The sequence below is a fragment of the Sediminispirochaeta bajacaliforniensis DSM 16054 genome (assembly GCF_000378205.1).
GTDB classification, from domain to species: domain Bacteria; phylum Spirochaetota; class Spirochaetia; order DSM-16054; family Sediminispirochaetaceae; genus Sediminispirochaeta; species Sediminispirochaeta bajacaliforniensis.
Genome location: NZ_KB899432.1, coordinates 1 through 19307 on the forward strand (window position 1 = coordinate 1; position 19307 = coordinate 19307).

The 19307-nt window shown below is 49.4% G+C and carries 18 protein-coding genes; 16 read left to right on the forward strand and 2 right to left on the reverse strand.

Annotated elements, in window-relative coordinates; genetic code table 11:
• The first annotated feature begins 167 nt into the window (after positions 1-167).
• Complete coding sequence (locus tag F459_RS24020; protein ID WP_020614359.1) at positions 168-404, forward strand: hypothetical protein; 237 nt, start codon at positions 168-170, stop codon at positions 402-404.
• Between the two features lie 69 nt (positions 405-473).
• On the opposite strand, the gene F459_RS0119390 is transcribed toward F459_RS24020, so the two are convergent.
• Positions 474-1565: a pyridoxal-phosphate dependent enzyme gene (locus F459_RS0119390; protein WP_245540237.1), complete on the reverse strand. Its 1092-nt coding sequence runs from the start codon at positions 1563-1565 to the stop codon at positions 474-476.
• A gap of 116 nt (positions 1566-1681) precedes the next feature.
• Between F459_RS0119390 and F459_RS0119395 the strand changes: the two genes are divergently transcribed.
• From F459_RS0119395 to ablB, 10 genes are all read left to right on the forward strand, one after another.
• Entirely contained in the window at positions 1682-2842 is a 1161-nt protein-coding gene (locus tag F459_RS0119395) for an AAA family ATPase (protein ID WP_020614361.1), read from the forward strand.
• Between the two features lie 11 nt (positions 2843-2853).
• Positions 2854-4956, forward strand: coding sequence for a sensor histidine kinase (locus F459_RS0119400; RefSeq protein ID WP_020614362.1), 2103 nt, complete (start codon positions 2854-2856; stop codon positions 4954-4956).
• The gene (locus F459_RS0119405; RefSeq protein ID WP_020614363.1) at positions 4953-5627 is read left to right on the forward strand and encodes a response regulator; all 675 of its coding nucleotides are present in this window, start codon (positions 4953-4955) and stop codon (positions 5625-5627) included. Before F459_RS0119400 ends, F459_RS0119405 begins: the two co-directional genes overlap by 4 nt.
• A 99-nt stretch (positions 5628-5726) precedes the next feature.
• Positions 5727-6179: a PTS sugar transporter subunit IIA gene (locus F459_RS0119410; RefSeq protein WP_013256530.1), complete on the forward strand. Its 453-nt coding sequence runs from the start codon at positions 5727-5729 to the stop codon at positions 6177-6179.
• A 15-nt stretch (positions 6180-6194) separates the two neighbouring features.
• Positions 6195-7427 (forward strand): cation:proton antiporter, encoded by a 1233-nt coding sequence (locus tag F459_RS0119415; protein ID WP_020614364.1) that lies wholly within the window; start codon positions 6195-6197, stop codon positions 7425-7427.
• Position 7428: 1 nt separating this feature from the next.
• A complete protein-coding gene (locus F459_RS0119420; RefSeq protein WP_020614365.1) occupies positions 7429-7785 on the forward strand; it encodes a hypothetical protein in 357 nt (118 codons plus the stop codon).
• Positions 7785-9080, forward strand: a complete 1296-nt coding sequence (locus F459_RS0119425; protein WP_020614366.1) for a hexokinase family protein — start codon at positions 7785-7787, stop codon at positions 9078-9080. The genes F459_RS0119420 and F459_RS0119425 overlap by 1 nt, the downstream gene beginning before the upstream one ends.
• A gap of 198 nt (positions 9081-9278) precedes the next feature.
• On the forward strand, positions 9279-11048 hold the full coding sequence (locus tag F459_RS0119430) for a formate--tetrahydrofolate ligase (protein WP_020614367.1): 1770 nt from the start codon (positions 9279-9281) through the stop codon (positions 11046-11048).
• A gap of 126 nt (positions 11049-11174) precedes the next feature.
• A complete protein-coding gene (kamA, locus tag F459_RS0119435) occupies positions 11175-12485 on the forward strand; it encodes a lysine 2,3-aminomutase (protein WP_020614368.1) in 1311 nt (436 codons plus the stop codon).
• Complete coding sequence (ablB, locus tag F459_RS0119440; RefSeq protein WP_026295124.1) at positions 12457-13371, forward strand: putative beta-lysine N-acetyltransferase; 915 nt, start codon at positions 12457-12459, stop codon at positions 13369-13371. The genes kamA and ablB overlap by 29 nt, the downstream gene beginning before the upstream one ends.
• Positions 13372-13384: 13 nt before the next feature.
• Here ablB and F459_RS0119445 read toward each other — a convergent pair whose 3' ends face one another.
• A complete protein-coding gene (locus F459_RS0119445; RefSeq protein WP_020614370.1) occupies positions 13385-13591 on the reverse strand; it encodes a YgaP family membrane protein in 207 nt (68 codons plus the stop codon).
• 145 nt (positions 13592-13736) lie between these two features.
• Between F459_RS0119445 and F459_RS0119450 the strand changes: the two genes are divergently transcribed.
• Genes F459_RS0119450 through F459_RS0119470 form a run of 5 tightly spaced genes read left to right on the forward strand, consistent with a single transcriptional unit; the run spans position 13737 to position 19164 of the window.
• Positions 13737-14816, forward strand: coding sequence for a DUF1611 domain-containing protein (locus F459_RS0119450; RefSeq protein ID WP_020614371.1), 1080 nt, complete (start codon positions 13737-13739; stop codon positions 14814-14816).
• Positions 14813-15886 (forward strand): mandelate racemase/muconate lactonizing enzyme family protein, encoded by a 1074-nt coding sequence (locus F459_RS0119455; protein WP_020614372.1) that lies wholly within the window; start codon positions 14813-14815, stop codon positions 15884-15886. The genes F459_RS0119450 and F459_RS0119455 overlap by 4 nt, the downstream gene beginning before the upstream one ends.
• Positions 15883-17619, forward strand: a complete 1737-nt coding sequence (locus F459_RS0119460; protein ID WP_020614373.1) for a TrkH family potassium uptake protein — start codon at positions 15883-15885, stop codon at positions 17617-17619. Before F459_RS0119455 ends, F459_RS0119460 begins: the two co-directional genes overlap by 4 nt.
• A 22-nt stretch (positions 17620-17641) precedes the next feature.
• Positions 17642-18334, forward strand: a complete 693-nt coding sequence (locus F459_RS0119465) for a potassium channel family protein (protein WP_020614374.1) — start codon at positions 17642-17644, stop codon at positions 18332-18334.
• Between the two features lie 8 nt (positions 18335-18342).
• Entirely contained in the window at positions 18343-19164 is an 822-nt protein-coding gene (locus F459_RS0119470; protein WP_020614375.1) for a hypothetical protein, read from the forward strand.
• Positions 19165-19307: the final 143 nt, after the last annotated feature.

Consider the following 19307-nt stretch of genomic DNA (forward strand, 5'->3'; position numbering starts at 1 on the left):
CTTTCGAAGCCGTCGGCTACAAGGTCTTCGTGGATGTTCATGTCTGAGGTGAGGGAGGCTGAGGATGCGAGGCATTGGTGGGCAAGGCGGCGGATACGGTCTGAGACGGTGGAGCAGGAGACGTTAAGGATACGAGAGAGGTCTCTGATGCCGGAGCTGGTGACGAGGTGAGCGAGGATGGTTTTGTAGGAAAGGTGGAAATGGGTCCAGTAGTCGATGCTGAAGGTGCGGGTGGAGAAGGAGAGGCGGCAGGTTTTGCATTTGAACTTTTGGATGCGGGGGGAGGTTTTGGTGGAGTAGGAGCCTGCTCTAAAGAACCAGTGGCCTTTTGGAGAGAAGTGGTTGAGGCAATGGGGATTGGGGCAGAAGGGGGGATGGAACATGGAAACACTCCTTTTTCGTAGCGTTCTTACTATAAGTAACTACGAGAAAAGGAGATTTTATTCATTTTTCACCACGATTCCGGACAGTAGTTACTGTTTACGGCCAGTAAGGATTGCCACATAACGATCTCCCGGAAGCGGCTCCTCTTTATGCCGCTTCAACATGGCAATCAAACCCGCAGTAGACGCAGGAAGGACATTTAGCCCCTCTTTCTCCCGGATGATCCTTGCAAAGGCAACCATCTCCTTATCGGTGGCATCCATAGCCCAGCCTCTGGAGTTGTAAATCGACGAAAGTGCCTGATCTCCGTCGATAGAGTGCCAGTTTATCAGTGGTTCATTAACCGCCGACTCGTGTATCGAATCGGGAGCAAGATCGGAACATTCCGAAAAACCGCTTTTAAAGGCTTTGATGATCGGATTTTTTTTGGTTGCAGACCCTGCGATCAATTTCGGCATTCTACTTGTTTTTCCTCTTCTGTATAGACTGATAAAACCGCGTTGTATTCCCGCCAGGGTTGATCCATTTGAAACGGGGATTGCAACGGCAGCGGGAGCATCACGAAGTTCGTCGTACAATTCATAGGCGATCTGGCCATAGGCTTCCATCTGTAGCACTGAGTTTGTATCTCCCGGGTTTGCATCGTAGATGTCCTTTTCCGTAGCGTATTCCCGACATCGCTCTACAGCATCTTCGTAGTCTCCCGGCGTTCGGATGATTTCCACGCCGTACCCCTGCATCTCGCTGATTCTACGGGTTTTATAGCTCTGAGGAATAAATGCCGTACAGGAAAGTCCCGCGAGCCGGGCGGCAAAGGCCATGGCTCCTCCGTAATTTCCGCAAGTTGCTATGGCGATACCGCTATAACCTCGACGCATCGCATCGCGAACATGGGCGAAGGCAATCCGGTCCTTTTGGGTTCCCGATGGATTTCCTCCCTCGAATTTTAGATAGAGCTGCCTGAGACCGAATTCCCGTTCGATGTTTCTCGCCCGAAGCAGAAGGGTATCTCCGACTTCTGAATCGATGATATCTTCAAAAGCCGATATGCGTTCCTGAATGGGACGGTCATGATCTGAGGCGATAGCCGCTGCATCGTAGATGGCTTCCTGAATCTCCGGGAAGGCGTTCGATGCGTCTGCAAGGAGATCAAAGGTTTGATACTCCGATAGATTTTCCATGGGGCCGATTATATGGACTTTCTTCAATTTTGGCGAGATGATCATGTTTGTACTTTGTTGTTTTTCTGCATTACTATTATCTGTAAGCTAAATGATTTCTTTGGAGGAGGTCCCATATGGCGCCGAAGATCATCTATATTACCGGATTTCGACAACATGCGGGAAAAACGGTAACCAGTCTTGGCCTTATTCATCTTCTTAAGCGATGCTATCCACCGGAGAAGATAGGATATATCAAGCCTGTGGGACAGGAGCTTGTCGAACTTTCGTCCGGGCTTACCGTTGATAAGGATGTGAAGATTGTGACGGCGTTTACCGGGATTGATGATACCGAGACGGAATTTGCTTCTCCTGTTCAGCTTCGTTCCGGCTTTACGAAGGCCTATATCGCTAATCCCGATCGCGAGATGGTCACGATGGAACTTCGCGAGGATATTATGAAAGCGATGGCCCATTTTGCCTCAATGGATGTCATTGTAGCCGAAGGAACGGGGCATCCCGGGGTTGGCGGCATCATAGGCCTTTCGAATGCGGAAGTCGGAAAGCTGCTTGGAGCGGATGTGGTCTTCCTTTCCGGGGGAGGGATCGGCAAGGCTCTGGATATGCTGGAGGTCGATCTCTCGTACTTTATGCATAAAGGGTGCAATGTTCGAGGCATTATTTTTAATAAAATATTACCGGACAAGATTGATCAATCTCGCCGTTATCTCACTGAAGAGCTTCTGCGTAGGGCCTACCCGGGTTTCCCGGAACCTCTTCGAATCCTTGGTTTTCTTCCTGTGATGTCGGATTTGCCAAACCCTTCAATGGACCTTATCAGGCGGAAGTTTAAGGACGCAGAGGTCGTGGGGAATTTTGAAGAAAAAAGTTGGCACAGGCCCTGTCGAAGCGTCCGGATTATTAGTCTGCGTACCGAATACCTCGATCTCGCTCGCTATATCGGTTCCGGAGATCTCATCATTATAGGATCTGGCTCTACCGAAAGACTCCGAAAGGTCTTGGAACACAACGCGAAGCTTACCGATCCTGTCGGCGGGATCATCATAACCTGTAAGGATGATGCGACTCTTGATCCCGAGATCCACCGTATGCTTGAAGAGGCTGATATCCCAACACTTCTTATTGACCTTGATACTGCCGGAACCGAACAGCAGGTGATGCAAGTCTTTGAGAATACGAAGCTGCAACTGTACGATAATGATAAGTATCAGAAAATATGTTCTCTTTTCGAAGAATATTTCGACTTTGAAAAATTTCGGGAGTTGTTTCTCCCCTGAGGGGATAGAGCATGAATCTGCTTTCCCTTGCTTCCTATACTGGATTTCTTGTTTCTATGGTGGCGGGGATTGATGGGCTTCGGCGAAACTCCAGAACGATGAAGGGAGTTCTTTTTTTTCTTTTTTCGCTTTCGGTTGGGATATGGTGTTTGGGGTATGCTTTTTTATATGCGGCCGACAACGAAACCGTCGCCTGGTTCTGGTATCGTCTGACCGCGCCTGGCTGGTGTTTTCTCCCTGCGCTGGTCTTTCATTTTGTCATGATACTTACCGAAACAAAAGACCTGAGAAAAGGTGTTACATCGTTTTTGTATCTGATTGCCCTGGTTTTTTCATGGAAGGCACTCACCGGCGTGCTTATGGCAAAAGAGTTTCTATTTCGTCCAGATGCTTTTGCCACTATTGAGGTCCATGCGGTAGAGTCCCCCTGGTACCGGGCATATCTTGTTTACCAGATTGGATCATTATCGGCAGGCTTCTTTCTTCTTATCAAATGGCGTATGCGGACTAATGTGCTACGCTTTAAGAAACAGGCCAATTTAATTATTGGTTTTTTTCTTGTTACGCTTCTGTTTTTGAATGCCTTTAGTTTTCTTCCTTCTTTTTTTTCTTCTCCTTGGCCGAATATCGCACCGGCCGTTTTAGTCCTTATCATGATCGGTACATGGTATGCAATCACCCGCTACCGTATGCTCGATGTTACTCCTGAGCTTGCTGCCGGTTATATTCTGTCTAAAATGCTTGATGGAGTTTTGTTGGTGGATGCTGCCGGTACTATCCGTGATGCCAATAACCGTATCATTGAAATGCTTGGAATCCGTCGGAGAGCACTTATCGGGCAGAGGCTCATTCGTCTTTTCCCTGCAACGGATTCTTTTGATCCCATGACCGAATTTGATATCGATAAACTTGATTCAACTGCAACCCTGGAACGCGAGGTTTTATGCGGTTTTTCTCCGGAAGATGCAATACCGGTACTGGCTGCCTTTTCTCTGCTTCTTGATTCTGCCGGTGAAGTCGGAGGAGCCGTAGTTGTTGTTCACGACCTTCGGTTTCGTCGGGAACTGGAGACGGCTAAAATAGAGGCGGAGAAGGCCGATCGGGCAAAGGCGCGTTTTCTTGCTCATATGAGTCACGACATCAAAACTCCGCTGAACAGCATTATCGGATATGCACAGCTTTTGGTTTCCGATGATGAACTCTCTTCCCGTAATCGGCGTTTGAGTATCAGTATTTGTGAAAGTGGTAATCACCTGCTCGAGCTCCTTAGCGACATTCTTGATGCTACACAGATGGAAGCGGGAAGGATGGTCATAGAGCGAAAGGGTTTTCCCTTTAGGAACCTTCTGAGAGAGATAGCAATAGGCTACCGCCTTACGGCAAAAAGGCATGGTCTTGATTTTCGGGTTTGCCTCGGATCAAATCTTCCTATGTTTTTGCTTGGTGATAAAAAGAGGATTTTACAGATATTAAACAATATTCTTTCGAATGCCGTGAAATATACCCCTGTGGGAGGGCGGGTGGAATGCAAGGTGGAAACCTCCTTCGATGAAACAACTTCCATCCGAGTCCTCCGCATCATCGTGAGCGATACGGGGCCGGGTATTTCCGAAGAATTACAGAAAAGTATATTTGAGCCTTTTGCCCGGGGAGCGGAATATGCCGGTAGGGTTGAAGGGCAGGGACTTGGACTGACCATCAGTCGTGAGCTTACCAGAATGATGGGGGGAATCCTTGAATATCGGGATGCCGAGATTGGGGGAAGCTCCTTCATCTTTACAATTCCTGTTGAAATCTGTGATGAAAAAAACGATGCTCAATGGTGTGAGGAGGCTTTTGTGCATAGCACCGAAAAATATCGTATGGGAATTGACTCTCGTGTTCCCATCATAGACCTTTTGCCTTCGGAGATTCCTGCTGTCTCTGTTCTTGGGCAGATGCGTTCTCTTATCGGTGATGGAGATATCGGTGCCTTTATTGAGTTTGTCGACGGACATGGAAAAAGTCGTTTCCCTGAATTTTTCAACTACTTTCGTACTTTGGCGGAAGGTTTCCAAATTCACCGTATTCAGGATGAGCTTGAAATCTTTATGTCTTCGGAGAGAGCGCGATGAATGATGACATTATCAATGTTTTAATTATCGATGATACTCCGATTAACCTTGCCCTGCTATACGATGTGCTGGAGGTTAATGGCTGCAAGGTCTTTGTCGCTCAGGACGGACGAAAGGGGGCCGAACTTGCAAAGAATCGACAACCGGACATTGTTCTTCTTGATGTCATGATGCCCGATTTTGACGGCTTTGAAACCTGCCGACTTTTACAAAGCGATGAACACACCAAGGATATTCCCGTGATTTTTCTTTCTGCGCTTTCCGATATGGAAAGCACATTAAAAGGGTTTCGTGCTGGGGCCGTTGATTATGTAACCAAACCACTCAGGCAGGAAGAGGTCCTTGCACGGATACAGGTACAAGTTGAATTGAAGCGGAGTCGTGAGCGTATTCGTGAACTGGAACGAAAGAATACCGTTCTTGCGATGGCGGTCACAACGGCCCATGAAATAACACAGCCCCTGACTATTTTGAAAGGCGCTCTTGATTTACTTTCCATGGAAATCGAGGTCCATGATATATCGAGAGCCATGGAATATGTCGGTCGCTGCCGGATGGCTGCGGCCCGTATAGAACGGCTTATGGAGAAGTATCGATCCGATGTAGGTGTCGGTATCGGAGAATATGGGGGCGGAAGTTCGATGGTCCTTTTCCCGGAAAAGTCGGATTAGCGTTTGAATGGTTGCTGAGTGCGATGGCTTGCTTGACACTGCCGGAGCAAGATTCTACTATTTTCCAGTCCCCATCTGGGGATGACAAGGGGTTTATACATGAAGAAGCTGTATGAGTATCTCGATGAGAAAAATATGCTCTTTACCGATTCATCGGTGAAGGATGACATTTTGGAAACAATGGTTGATGTCTGTTTCTCCGCGGGGAAGGTGAAGGACCTTGAGGAGTTCAAGACTGCCATCTTTGAACGAGAAGCGATCATGAGTACAGGGATCGGTCTTGGAATAGCGGTCCCTCATGCAAAAATTGGGTGTGTTGAAGATTTTTTTATTACCGTCGCCATTCTTGGAGAAGAGGTGGACTGGGGTGCCATCGATGATAAACCTGTCTCCATTGTCTTCCTTATTGGCGGACCGGAAAATCAGCAAACCGAGTATCTTGGGATTCTTTCGAAAATTGTTTTATTTACGAAGAGTGAAACAAGAAGAAAGGCCTTATCCTCGGCTACGACACCGGAAGAGGTTATCAAAATCTTTCGTCCTCTTAACTGACGGGTATTGTTTGTTATGGAATTGAACGTATTTCTCTATCTGTCGGCAATATTTCTTGCCGCCTTCGTCATGAAAGGAGTTACAGGGAAGCTGAAAATTCCCGAAGTAACAGGATACGTATTGGTCGGCGTCATGCTCGGTGTGTCGGTCTTACGGCTCCTCTCTTCCTCGGTCCTTGACCACCTCTCGTCGGTTTCCACCATTGCTCTTGGCATTATTGCCTTTATCATCGGTGTGGAGCTTCGGATTGACGTGATCAAGAAACTTGGAAAGACGATCCTTTTTATTGTTTTGTTTGAGTGTCTGACCGCCTTTGCCTTTGTTTACATCGGCATTATGCTGCTTTTCCCTGGGAACCCCGAGACGGCGCTTTTGTTGGGGGCTGTTGCCTCTGCCACGGCCCCGGCCGCCACGGTTGCCGTTATTAAGCAGTATGGTGCCCGCGGGCCGCTTACCAGTACCATTATGGCGGTGGTCGGTATTGATGACGCGATGGCGCTTATTATCTATGTTATCGCGTCCGCTTTTGTTAAGGCGTCTATCATTGGTGGACAGGTCCACGTATCGAAGATCATCCTTTCGACTCTCGTCTCAATCGGAGAATCTTTGGCCCTTGGCGTCTTCGCGGCTTTTCTGTTCGGTATTATATTGAAAAAGAGTAGAAGCACCGATTGGATCAGACTGTTACTTGCTGCTACGATTCTGGGGCTCCTGGGCCTAAGTGAACTACTGGGCTGTTCCGAGTTGCTGGCGGTTATGGTATTTGGTGCCATGATGATAAATCGTTTCCCGGTGCTTGGAAAAAAGAGTGGTTCAATCATCGATGACTTAAGCCCTTACTTCCTTGCCGCTTTTTTTATCCTTGGAGGAGCTCATCTCGATCTCCGTTCGATCAGCAAGATTGGCGTCATGGGATTAGCCTATTTCGGACTGCGGAGCAGCGGTAAAATCGGGGGTGCTTCGCTGGGAGCGATACTTGGCAAAGCGCCGAAGAATGTTCGTAACAATATCGGTCTGGCGCTACTCCCTCAGGTGGGGGTAGCCCTTGCCCTTGCCTTGTCGATTAATAAAGAGTTCACCAAGCCTGAATATGGTTCGGCCGGTGCTGGGATGGCTAGTGCCATCATTAATATATTGCTTTTTACCACGGTGATAACCGAAGTGGTTGGGCCGTTGCTGACGCGTTTCGCCTTGCGAAGGTCCGGGGAAGCGAAGGGTTCTTCAGAGCACGCTCCCCAAGGAGGATGAAATGTACTATATGATTCTTGAGGTAGCCGATCCCGATTTGAAAGAGGATGTTTTTCTTGCTCTTCAGAGTATCGGGATCACTCATGCTTCCACTTTTGACGGACAGGATATTTCCGGAGCACTTTCCGATGAACTGAATCTTTTTTCGGGCTTTTTTCGCGGAGATAAGATCGAACGCGGAGAGCTGATGGTGATTACAGCCCAGGTTCGAACGAGGGAGCAGGTTCGGGACTTGCTTACCAACCTCCGGGAAGCGGAAATTGACATCGATCGTCAGGATATCATTAATCTGACACTTGTTCCCGCAGTCATGACTTTCTCAAGCCATCATGGCTTCTTCGAGGAAGGAGATAGCTGATGAAGGATATCGACGGGTTCCTTGCCGAGAAGGGGCTGCTTCCCGAGAGCGTTTCTTTCGAAGAAGGGGTTGCGGGATTCCTCACTGAAATGGAAAGAGGGCTTCATGGCGACTCCTCGAGCCTTGCCATGATTCCCGCCTGGGTTGCCGCCGAGGGTGAGGTACCGAAGGAGAAGCCCGTAATCGTCCTTGATGCAGGTGGAACAAATTTTCGTTCGGCTACGTTTCATTTCAATAGCGATGGAGAGCCGGTGATGGAGCATTTCTCGAAGAGTGCGATGCCTGGAACCGGGGGACCTGTCGGACGGGAATCCTTTTTCGAGCAGATTGCCGAGAAAATGGAGGCTTCCGTAGCCGATGCCGATACCATCGGATTTTGTTTCTCCTATCCCACGGAAATTCTGCCCAATAGAGACGGGCGTCTCATTCGTTTCACCAAGGAAGTTGAAGCGCCGGAGGTAGAGGGTGCTCTCATCGGAGAGTCCCTTAACCGGGCGTTGCTGAAGCGGTACGGTTCTTCGCCGAAGCAGATTACGGTCCTTAACGATACCGTTGCAACAATGCTTGCGGGGAAGGCCAGAAGCGGAGAAGGGCGTTACTCAGGGTATATCGGTTTTATCTTCGGGACGGGAACCAATTGTTCCTATCTTGAGAGGACCGATGCTATCGGAACCCTCAAGGCGCCTGCTACCGGGGCCTATATGGCCATCAACATGGAGACCGGAGGATACGCCGGTTTCCTCGGAGGCGAGATCGATCGTGATTTTTTTGCCTCCACCGATAAACCTGATTTATTTCATTTTGAAAAAATGATATCCGGAGCCTATTTGGGCCCTCTTTGCCTTGCCGCTGCGGTGCGTGCTTCGAGGGAGGGGTTTTTTTCCGCTTCCCTTGCGGATTTTTTTCAGGCAAAGCAATCAATGACTACGATGGAGATGGATCGTTACCTTCACGAACCACGGGATCGTGAGCATCCTTTTTATCAGAAGGCCTCAAACGATGAAGACCGGAAGAATCTTTTCCTTTTGTTTGATTCCATTGTTGCCAGGGCCGCGAAGCTTGCCGCCATCAGTTTGGCTGCGGTTGTGTTGAAAACCGGAGAAGGGAAAGATCCAACTGTTCCTGTCGCCATTGTTGCCGACGGAACCACCTTTTATAAGACCTGGGCCCTTGCCGAACGAACCCGGTGTTATCTTTTTCGTGAATTGACCGAAAAGCATGGCCGTTATGTACGATTTCTTTCTGTCGATAATGCACCGGTGATAGGTGCCGCCGTTGCTGGTTTGCTTAATTAGAGAATACGGTAAAAAAATACTGGTAAATTATTGAAAATGTAAAAAAGTTTGTGTTTTTTTGATGTAAAATTCTTTTTTCTTATTTTTTTGTTGCCATTTGTCTCATTTTGTTGCATAATTGACACTACATAACCCAAAGCAGGTGTATAGCGACCAATTGATTTGTTCTCCCATTGTGGAGAATCAAAAGGAGGCACTATGGCGAAAAAGCTTGATCCGACTATTATGCAAGATTGGGAGATTGCCGCAGAAGCTGAAAAAAGTATGAAACCTATTCAGCAGCTGGCTGACGAATTTGGGGTCTTAACCGAAGAGCTTCTTCCCTACGGCCATTATCTGGGAAAACTTGATTACCGAAAGATTCTTTCTCGTCTGGCCGATAGGCCGAATGGGAAGTATGTCGATGTTACCGCTATAACTCCGACACCCCTTGGGGAGGGGAAAACCACAACGACCATGGGCCTTGTCGAAGGGCTTGGCCTTCTCGGAAAAAAAGTTTCGGGAGCAATCAGACAGCCTTCCGGCGGACCCACCTTTAATATCAAGGGGTCGGCCGCCGGTGGCGGTTTAAGCCTTTGTGTGCCGATGACGGATTTCAGTCTCGGCCTTACCGGGGATATCGATACCATCACGAATGCACACAATCTTGCTATGGTGGCAATGACGGCCAGAATGCAGCATGAGTTTAATTATGGTGATGATGTTTTAGAAAGAAAGAACCTAAAGCGACTTAATATCGATCCCTATAATCCCGCAATTGGATGGGCCATCGATTTTTCCGCCCAGGCGCTCAGGGAGATCATCATTGGAATTGGTGGCAAGATGGACGGCTTTATGATGAAAAGCGGTTTTCAAATTACCGTCTCTTCGGAACTGATGGCGATTCTTGCCGTTGCCAAGGATTTAAAGGATCTTCGAAGTCGTATCGCCCGGATGCAGATTGCTTGGGACCGAAAAGGCAACCCTGTTACTGCCGCGGACCTCGAAGTGGACGGTGCCATGACGGCCATCATGGTGAAGGCGATGGATCCGACCCTTATGCAAACTATTGAAGGGCAGCCTGTACTTGTTCATGCCGGCCCCTTTGCCAACATTGCCATTGGGCAGTCCTCCATTATTGCGGATCGTATCGGCTTGAAACTTTCGGAATACCATGTAACCGAGAGCGGATTCGGTGCTGATATTGGGTTTGAGAAATTCTGGAACCTCAAGTGTCGCTACAGTGGTTTCGTACCCGATGCCGCCGTTATCGTTGCCACGGTCAGGGCCCTAAAGATGCATGGCGGAGGCCCCAGGGTTACACCCGGAAAGCCCCTTGATGAGGCCTACACCAGCGAAAATGTTGCGCTTGTTGAGAAGGGATGTGAGAATCTTATTGCTCATATTGAGAATGTCAAGAAAAGTGGAATCACGCCGGTGGTCTGCATCAACCATTTTTATATGGATAGTGAAAAGGAGATTGCTGCGGTTAGGAAAGCGGCCGAAGAAGCTGGTGCCAGAGTTGCTCTTTCCAGGCATTGGGAATTAGGGGGCGAAGGGGCCAAAGATCTTGCCGGTGCGGTTGTCGAGGCTTGCGAAGAGAAGAGCGATTTCCGGTTCCTGTATGAAACCTCTATGCCTCAAAAGCAGCGGATAGAACTCATTGCCCGAGAAATCTACGGTGCAGAGGCTGTCTCCTATACGCCGGAAGCGGATGCGAAGCTTCGTCGGATTCAGGAAGATACCAAACTCGCTTCCATGGGAACCTGTATGGTGAAGACCCAGCTTAGTCTCTCTCACGATCCGGAACTGAAAGGCCGGCCAAAGGGGTGGACCCTTCCCGTTACGGATGTTCTTGTCTATCAGGGAGCCGAACTTATCGTTCCCGTTGCGGGCGGAATAAAGCTCTTACCGGGTACAGCATCGGACCCGGCCTTTCGCCGGATAGATGTAGATACCGAGACCGGCAAGGTTACCGGACTGTTCTGATCGTTTTGCGGGGGGAAAGCACTAATAACTGCTTTCTTCCCGCTTTTTCTTTCTCTTATTTGTTTACAGTACTAAATAATTGACCTGCGTATGTTATTCCTATATACTGCTCTCTAAGGAGCAAATATGATTAAATTCCCCAAGAAACAGAGTGATCTTGCTGAAAAAATAGATAATGGAGCAGGTTTTACCAAATGGAGAGACTGGCGATGGCAGTTGAAACATTCAATACGAAATATATCAAGTTTTGAGACCCTTACCGGAATACAATTCGATAAAGATAAACGGCAAGAACTCGAGGCAACGGTGTCCCAATTTCCCCTTTCTATTACTCCCTATTACCTCAGTCTGATTGAAAAGGATGATTACCAAAACGATCCCATTTTCCTTCAATCCTTTGCCGATCCCAGGGAGTTGGTGGTCCAGAAGTGGGAGCGGGAAGACCCTCTTCATGAAGATAAGGACAGTCCTGTGGAGGGGCTGACCCACCGTTATCCCGATCGTGTTCTTTTCCATGTTAGTAATGTATGCTCTATGTATTGTCGTCACTGTACCCGAAAACGAAAAGTAGGAGATGTCGATTCCATTCCAAACAAAAAGCAGATCATGAAGGGTATTGATTACATTCGAAATACTCCATCGGTCCGTGATGTCCTGCTTTCCGGTGGCGATCCCCTTATGCTTGACGACGACTATCTCGATTGGATTCTGACCGAACTGCGCAGAATCGAGCATGTTGAGATTGTTAGAATTGGGAGCCGCATGCCTGTAGTTTTACCCTATCGTGTCACCGATGATCTGGTCTCGATGCTCAGAAAGCATCATCCGATTTGGCTCAATACCCATTTTAATCATCCTAGAGAGCTGACACATGCAAGTCGAACCGCTCTCGCAAAGCTTGCCGACGCAGGAATTCCCCTGGGCAACCAATCGGTACTGCTTGCCGGGGTAAACGATTGTCCCAGACTCATGAAAACCCTTGTGCAAAAGCTTGTCTATTCCAGAGTCAGGCCCTACTATCTGTATCAGTGCGATCTCTCCGAAGGCCTTACCCATTTTCGTACACCGGTGGGAAAGGGGATTGAAATTCTCGAAAGTCTGATCGGACATACCTCCGGTTTTTCCGTTCCCACCTATGTGATTGATGCCCCGGGAGGCGGGGGAAAGATCCCGATCATGCCGAACTATCTTTTGAGCTGGTCTCCCAACAAGGTCGTGCTTCGTAATTATGAGGGGGTTATTACTACCTATCGTGAGCCCGAGCAATATCACAACCCAGGCTGTGACGGTACGTGTGAAGAGTGCACCCTTCAATTGAAATTTGCCGATGCCGAAGAGCGAAACGCCATCGGTATCGAAAAACTCCTTTCTGAATGGGATGAGACCTATTCTCTTACTCCCGAAGACAATGAAAGGATCGGCCGACGCAATGAATGATGTTATTCAGCAGCTTGAAGGGGCTCTGATCCAACACGGCCCCGACGGAGATCGTATCTATCTTATGGCCTTGGCTGACGAGGCCTCCGCCACGATAGCCATGCAGAAGGACGAGCGGCTGATAGCTTCGCTTTTGATTCTCTATCATAAACGTGGTTATTCAAAGATTTTTGCCAAGGTTCCCATGAAACGGATTGTCCCCTTCCTTCTGGCCGGCTTCTGCATTGAGTCAACCGTTCCGCGGCTTTTTCGCGGTCAGGACGATGTCGCCTTTCTTGCCTACTATGGTGACGAGGGGAAGGAGAGAGGTGTGTCGCAGCGTAGGCAGGTTGATAGAGAGGAAATGCGATCCTTCCAAAGCCTGCTTGCACAGGTGGAACAGGTATCATTCCCTCCTCTCGCTGGACGATATCGATGGTTTCATTGTGTTCCCGATGATATTCCGGAAATGGCGAAACTGTACGGTCGGGTCTTTGACCGTTACCCGTTTCCAATTGATAGCCCCGCATATCTGAAGAAAACAATGGAAAGCCATGTCGAGTATTTGGGTATTAGAGATAGAGAAGACAGGAGACTGATCGCTCTTGCCTCGGTCGAATACCACGCTTTTTCCCGTTGTGTGGAAATGACTGATTTCGCAGTACTCCCCGAAGCCAGGGGGTCAGGCCTTGCTCTTTTTCTCCTCGGTCGCATGGAACAGGAAACAGTGGAAAAAAAGATACCGGTAGCTTACACCATCGCCAGGCTGAAGAGTCTCGGCATGAATGCAACTTTCCTCAAAGGGGGCTACCACTATGCCGGGACTCTACCCAATAATACCTTCATCGGCGGCGGACTGGAAAGCATGAATGTCTATTATAAGGTTCTCCTGCCCGTTTGCCGATGACGCTCTTTCCCGCTTACTCTTTTTTCCCTTTTGTCGATATGCCGAGAGGAATGTAGAGTGGGCAGAAGGCGAAGATAGCGGTAGCAAGGAATATCACCCCGAGGACTCCAATAATTACGGCTAATGGGCCGTTAATCTGTCCCGTGAAGAGCAAAATCGCCGCAATAATCGCAAGAGCGATCCGTATGAGCCGGTCACTGGTTCCTATATTCTGTTTCATCTGTGTTATCCTCCTATATAATTAAAATAATATATTTATGAAATAAGGGCAATTTTTCTTCATACTCGTTTTCTGTTGCGCTTTTCTCCGTTGAATCAGCCCCGGCTTCACGCTACAATGTGTCGTATCCTGTTAAGGAGGATATATGGCTGAAAAAAGCGGTTTCGACGGCAATGCCGTTGTTTATTGCGAAGGCTTTTTTAATACCCCTTATGGCAAAACGGCCCATGGTTTGGTTCGTTTTACCAAACGCTACAAGGTAGTCGCTCTCCTTGATAGCCGCTATGCCGGAAGTGATGCCGGCTTGATACTCGATCGGAAGGCAAACGGCATTCCAATCTATGAAAGTCTTTCCCATGCACGGGAAGCGGCCGAAAAAAGCGGAACCCCCCTCACCCATTTTGTGATTGGCCTCGCTCCCGATGGGGGTGTCCTTTCCGAGAATGCAAGAGCAGCAGTGCTTGAGGCTGTCTCGGCCGGGCTCTGTGTTGATTCCGGACTCCACAGCTTTTTGTCGGATGATCCCGAAATCGCGTCTCTTGCGAGGAAAAACGGGGTTACGCTCCGGGATATTCGAAAGACCCCCGAACGGAAATACCTGCATCCCTTTACCGGTCGTATATCCGAGGTTGAGAGCTATCGGATTGCTTTGCTGGGAACGGACTCCGCGGTGGGAAAGCGAACCACGGCATGGAAGTTGAAAGATGCCTTGGATGCTGCCGATATCGATACCGCCTTCATAGGAACCGGCCAAACGGCTTGGCTCCAGGGGGCCCGCTATTCACTCATTATGGATAGTCTTATCAATGATTTTGTTGCCGGAGAAATCGAACATGCCATTCTTTCTGCCTGGGATGCCGAACATCCCAGGGCCATGGTGATCGAAGGGCAGGGGAGTTTGATGAATCCGATTTATCCCGGTGGTTTTGAAATCCTTGCCGCAGGTAGACCCCAGGCCGTGGTGCTGCAGCATGCTCCCGCCCGCAAGGAGTATGATGGGCTGCCCGGTTACCCCTTGCATTCCCTTGAAACCCAAATTCAGGCGATCGAAATGCTTTCGGGGTGTCCCGTTGTGGCCATCACCATCAACCATGAGGGGCTTGAACCGGAGGCGGTTCCCTCTATATGCGAAGAGATCGCCGCGGCCACGGGATTGCCGACGGCCGATCCCCTGCTGCAAAAGCTCGATGCCTTGGTTGACCTTTTTAAGGGCCGGATCGCATGAAAATTCTTCGCTGTGAGGTGTGGCCGGTGACCCTTAAACTTCGGGCCCCTTTTACCATTGCCTACAGCACCCTTGATGAGACGGTGAATGTCTTTTTTCGCATTGTAACCGATACGGGGCTTACCGGTTGCGGGGTCGCGGCTCCCGATGAAATGGTAACGGGCGAAAACGAAACGACGATTTTGCCGGCCCTTCGTGAAACGGCAGAGCCGCTGCTGCGTGGCAGCGATCCTCTAAAGATGGGAATGCTTATCGAAAAGCTTGGAAAGGCCTTACCCAAGGAGCCGACGGCCCGGGCGGCCGTAGACATGGCCCTCTTCGATCTGCTTGGTAAAAAAGCCCATCTTCCCCTCTTTCAGCTACTGGGCGCTTGCCGCAGCAGCATAAAAACCAGCGTCACCGTTGGTATCATGCCCCTCGAAGAGACCCTAGAAGAAACTCGTCGCTGGATCGCCAAGGGCTTTTCCGCGATTAAACTGAAGGGAGGGCTTAATCTGGAAGAGGACATTCGCAAGGTGCGCCGCCTGCGGGAGCTTCTGGGGCCGGGAGTCGGCCTGCGCTTTGATGCGAATCAAGGTTATAGCGTTGAAGAGGCCCAGCGTTTTATTGAAGAAACCGCCTCAGCAAAACTGGAGGCGATCGAACAGCCGACGCCGGCAGCATCTCCTGCGCTTCTCGGAGATGTTCGTGCCGGTGGTCGCGGGGTTGTTCCGGTTATGGCCGATGAAAGCTTGCTGAAACTTTCCGATGCTTTTCATCTTGCCCGTAAAAAGCTGGTGGATATGCTTAACATCAAGCTCATGAAAACAGGGGGTATTCGCCCTGCCGAGCGCATTGCCGCTATCGCCCGGGCAGCCGGACAGGAGATCATGGTCGGCTGCATGGATGAGGCAGGCCTCGGTGTGGCTGCCGGCCTCCATTTCGCTCTTGCCCAGCCCGATGTTCGCTACGCCGATCTGGATGGCTGTTTCGACTTCACCAACGATACCACGGCTGCGGCGGTGCGGGTGAAAAATGGACTTCTCTCTCCCACCGGAGAACCCGGCCTTGGCTTTGAGGTATCGATGTGAAAAAGCTTCGCTCCAATGTTCTTGTCGTCCTCACCCTTATTTTGAGTGTTATAACTCTTTTTGTGGAACAGAGCAGCCTTGCTGTTGATTTTGCCTTTTATTCGAATATCCTTGATTTTATTGTTCTTTTCCTGCTTCTTTTCGAGGTGTATCGCGATTTTGCCGAGGCAAAGCTGAGATGGCTCTATTTTCGGCGAAACATCCTTTCCCTGCTCTTTGTTCTCGCTTTTGCCGTACTCTTTGTCTATAACAAGCTTATCTATGTCGGTCGGGCACCCGACGATCTCATGGGTCTAAGTCTCGGTGTTGTCATCGTGAGGAATATTTTTATTCTTTTAAAGACCTTCAGCAGAATCATGCGCCTGAATACCTTTGTAGAAAGCATCTCTGTTCATCCTGCCCAGACTATCCTGTTTAGCTTTCTGTTGGTGATCCTGACCGGAGCCCTTTATCTTATGGCTCCCTTCACTACCATCTCGCCGGGGGGGCTCGGTTTTCTTGATGCGCTTTTTACCTCTACCAGTGCTGTTTGTGTTACCGGATTGATTGTGGTGGACACCGCTACGGTTTTTACCTTCTGGGGACATCTTGGTATCCTGATTCTGATTCAGATCGGCGGCCTCTCGATCATGATCATCAGCTATTTTACCATCTTCCTTTTTCGTCGTCAGGTGAGCCTGGAAGAAAAGCTGTTGATCAGTTATATGCTCAGCGAAAAGGATATGACCAATCTTGCCAGAAATCTACGAACAATCATCTTTTCCAGCTTTTTTTTAGAGGCGGCCGGCGCCCTTTTGCTCTATTTCCCCATGAAGGGAGCAGCTGGTGGAGGTTCTGAGAGTGCCGTGTTTCTCGCAGTTTTTCATGCCGTATCCGCCTTCTGTAATGCGGGTTTCGCCCTCTTTTCCGACAGCCTCGAGCAATTTCGCGGCATGCTTTCGGTGAACCTTGTGGTGGCGGCGCTTATTATCATCGGCGGAATCAGTTTTGCGGTGATTAGCGATCTCCGACATTTTTTTTCTGTCCGTATCGTTGCGCTTTTTCGCAGACGGCGACCGGGAATAGGCTCTATTAGTTTGAATAGTAGGCTGGTTCTCGTGGGAACGGCCGTTCTTCTGCTTTCCGGTACCTACCTTGTTTATGGTCTGGAGCATACGGGAGCCCTTGCGCAGCTTCCTCTTGCGCAACAGTACCTCTCTGCTTTTTTTCAGTCGGTAACCCTGCGAACGGCCGGCTTTAATACCATCCCCTTTGATTCTCTGAAGAGCCCCACCCTTTTAGTTATGATCGTGTTTATGTTTATCGGGGCTGCTTCGGGAAGTACGGCCGGCGGTGTGAAAATAAACAATATTGCAATTGTGTGGGCTTATATTCGTTCGGTACTTCGCGGAGGGGGGCAGGCGACGATCATGCGTCGTTCCATCGAACCGGAGCAGGTCAACAGCGCCTTTCTTGTGCTCCTTTTTGGGGTTTCCGCTGTTTTCGGGGGGACTATCCTGCTTTCCGCCAGCGAACGTGCTCCGCTGGATCGGATTCTTTTCGAGGCGGTTTCTGCTTTTGGTACCGTCGGTCTTTCGACGGGAATCACCGCAGGGCTAAGCAGTATGGGGAAATGGGTGATCATTTCTTTGATGTTTATGGGGCGTCTCGGTCCCTTGACGATTCTTGCCGCCGTTTCCAGGCAGGGGAAACGGTCCCCGGTTGCCTATCCTACAGGTAATATTTCTACGTGATGTGTGACGAGAGGGAGGAAATATGGCACGAGAGCGTGTTTTTGCGGTAATCGGACTTGGTACCTTTGGTCGCCAGGTCTCTCTTGAACTTTCGGCTCGGGGAGGAAAGGTGATCGCCGTTGATAATCAGCCTAAACAGGTGGAGGCTGTGAAAGATGCGGTGACACAGGCCGTTTTGGTGGATGCCACCGACGAGGAGGGGCTCTCCGCTCTTAGCCTTGAAGAGGTGGATGTCGCCATCGTGGCAATAGGCGACGCCGTTGAATCGGGGATTCTTACCACCGCCATACTCAAACGCAGCGGGGTTCCCTATATTGTGGCCAGGGCCATCAGTGAGATTCACGCCCAGGTTCTTCGGCAGGTAGGTGCCGACGAGGTGATCAACCTTGAAGTCGATGAAGGAAGAAGGATTGCCCAGCGACTTATTGCCCCCCATGTTCTTGATCGAATCCCCATAAGCAGTTCCATCAGCTTTGCCGAGGTCTATGTCCCCCGCAGCTTCGTCAACAGTACCCTGGTTCGACTCGATCTTCGCAAACGCTTCTCCATCAACGTTATCGCCATAAAACGGACCACCCTTTCGGTGGATGAAGTAGGTAATCCCCTGAAAAATGAAGAGGTGATATTCCCGGACAGCGAAACGGTACTCCTCGAGCAGGATGTTTTGCTGGTAGTCGGAAAAAATGAGGATATAGAAGCGGTTAAAGATTATTAGGAGCTGATATGATCATTGTATCGAAGCGGAACATTCTTCTTCTTGGATTTTTAACGGTTTTGACCGTTCTTGTCCTCGGAGTAATCGGATATCGGTTTTTTCTCCACCCCGAGCTTGCTTCCCAGCTTGGTTTTAAACTGACGGCGGAGCGTTTTTTGTTTATTGCCGTGGTTGTGGCTACAATCCTTGCACTTTTTTACGGTGCCGCACTGATGCGAAGCCGCAACGTGAGTCGTGAAATCGAAAAGATGATCGAACATACCGGTTCCGATGATTACAAACCGGAAGTGAGCTTGAGAAAACTTGGGCGCCTGGGACGGCAGATCAGCCGTCTCTACACCAGGCTCAACGAACTCAACCGTAAACTTGTGCTCAGAATCGGAGCCCAGTCTTCTCTCATCGGTTTTCTTGTCGGCAATATGAACCAACCCATCCTTATCACGGATATTCTTGGCCGTATTCAGTACATCAGCAAAGGCTATGTGGAAAAAAAGAAGGCAAGCCGTTCCGAATTGCTAAGCGATTTTGTGGAGAATCTTTCTGCGGATATTGTGACCCAATCGATTTTGTCCAAGGCTGCAAACAGCCATGCGGCCGTCGATGTTTACCTTGAAAAGGAAAAAGAACAGATCACCGTTCATCCCGTCTATAATCGTGACGGGGATGTATCCTACCTTGTCTTTGATTTCAGCCATGAGCACTTCTTTTCCAGGGAAGCCCTCGTGCCCGAGACGCGGGATGCCGAGGGTGGACGACAACATCGGCCGAAAAAAGACTCTTTTTTCGGCGGGATTGGTGCTATCTTTAGACGCAATGGAAAGAAGGGCTAAGAAACAGCAATTGGAGATTTTTTTTCGTTGAATATCCTTCGCCTTTTCGTTAACCTTAGTGCTGTTTGAATTCATGAATGCCTGTCCGGTGGAGTGGGGTGGTGTTCCACCGGCGGACAGGCGCTCTTAAGCGAAACTATAAC

What these genes read in the sequence shown, in the direction of transcription:
- F459_RS0119390 (WP_245540237.1), bottom strand. Translation starts at nt 1,565, where the DNA reads ATGGAAAATCTATCGGAGTATCAAACCTTTGATCTCCTTGCAGACGCA.
- F459_RS0119395 (WP_020614361.1), top strand. Translation starts at nt 1,682, where the DNA reads ATGGCGCCGAAGATCATCTATATTACCGGATTTCGACAACATGCGGGA.
- F459_RS0119400 (WP_020614362.1), top strand. Translation starts at nt 2,854, where the DNA reads ATGAATCTGCTTTCCCTTGCTTCCTATACTGGATTTCTTGTTTCTATG.
- F459_RS0119405 (WP_020614363.1), top strand. Translation starts at nt 4,953, where the DNA reads ATGAATGATGACATTATCAATGTTTTAATTATCGATGATACTCCGATT.
- F459_RS0119410 (WP_013256530.1), top strand. Translation starts at nt 5,727, where the DNA reads ATGAAGAAGCTGTATGAGTATCTCGATGAGAAAAATATGCTCTTTACC.
- F459_RS0119415 (WP_020614364.1), top strand. Translation starts at nt 6,195, where the DNA reads ATGGAATTGAACGTATTTCTCTATCTGTCGGCAATATTTCTTGCCGCC.
- F459_RS0119420 (WP_020614365.1), top strand. Translation starts at nt 7,429, where the DNA reads ATGTACTATATGATTCTTGAGGTAGCCGATCCCGATTTGAAAGAGGAT.
- F459_RS0119425 (WP_020614366.1), top strand. Translation starts at nt 7,785, where the DNA reads ATGAAGGATATCGACGGGTTCCTTGCCGAGAAGGGGCTGCTTCCCGAG.
- F459_RS0119430 (WP_020614367.1), top strand. Translation starts at nt 9,279, where the DNA reads ATGGCGAAAAAGCTTGATCCGACTATTATGCAAGATTGGGAGATTGCC.
- kamA (WP_020614368.1), top strand. Translation starts at nt 11,175, where the DNA reads ATGATTAAATTCCCCAAGAAACAGAGTGATCTTGCTGAAAAAATAGAT.
- ablB (WP_026295124.1), top strand. Translation starts at nt 12,457, where the DNA reads ATGAAAGGATCGGCCGACGCAATGAATGATGTTATTCAGCAGCTTGAA.
- F459_RS0119445 (WP_020614370.1), bottom strand. Translation starts at nt 13,591, where the DNA reads ATGAAACAGAATATAGGAACCAGTGACCGGCTCATACGGATCGCTCTT.
- F459_RS0119450 (WP_020614371.1), top strand. Translation starts at nt 13,737, where the DNA reads ATGGCTGAAAAAAGCGGTTTCGACGGCAATGCCGTTGTTTATTGCGAA.
- F459_RS0119455 (WP_020614372.1), top strand. Translation starts at nt 14,813, where the DNA reads ATGAAAATTCTTCGCTGTGAGGTGTGGCCGGTGACCCTTAAACTTCGG.
- F459_RS0119465 (WP_020614374.1), top strand. Translation starts at nt 17,642, where the DNA reads ATGGCACGAGAGCGTGTTTTTGCGGTAATCGGACTTGGTACCTTTGGT.
- F459_RS0119470 (WP_020614375.1), top strand. Translation starts at nt 18,343, where the DNA reads ATGATCATTGTATCGAAGCGGAACATTCTTCTTCTTGGATTTTTAACG.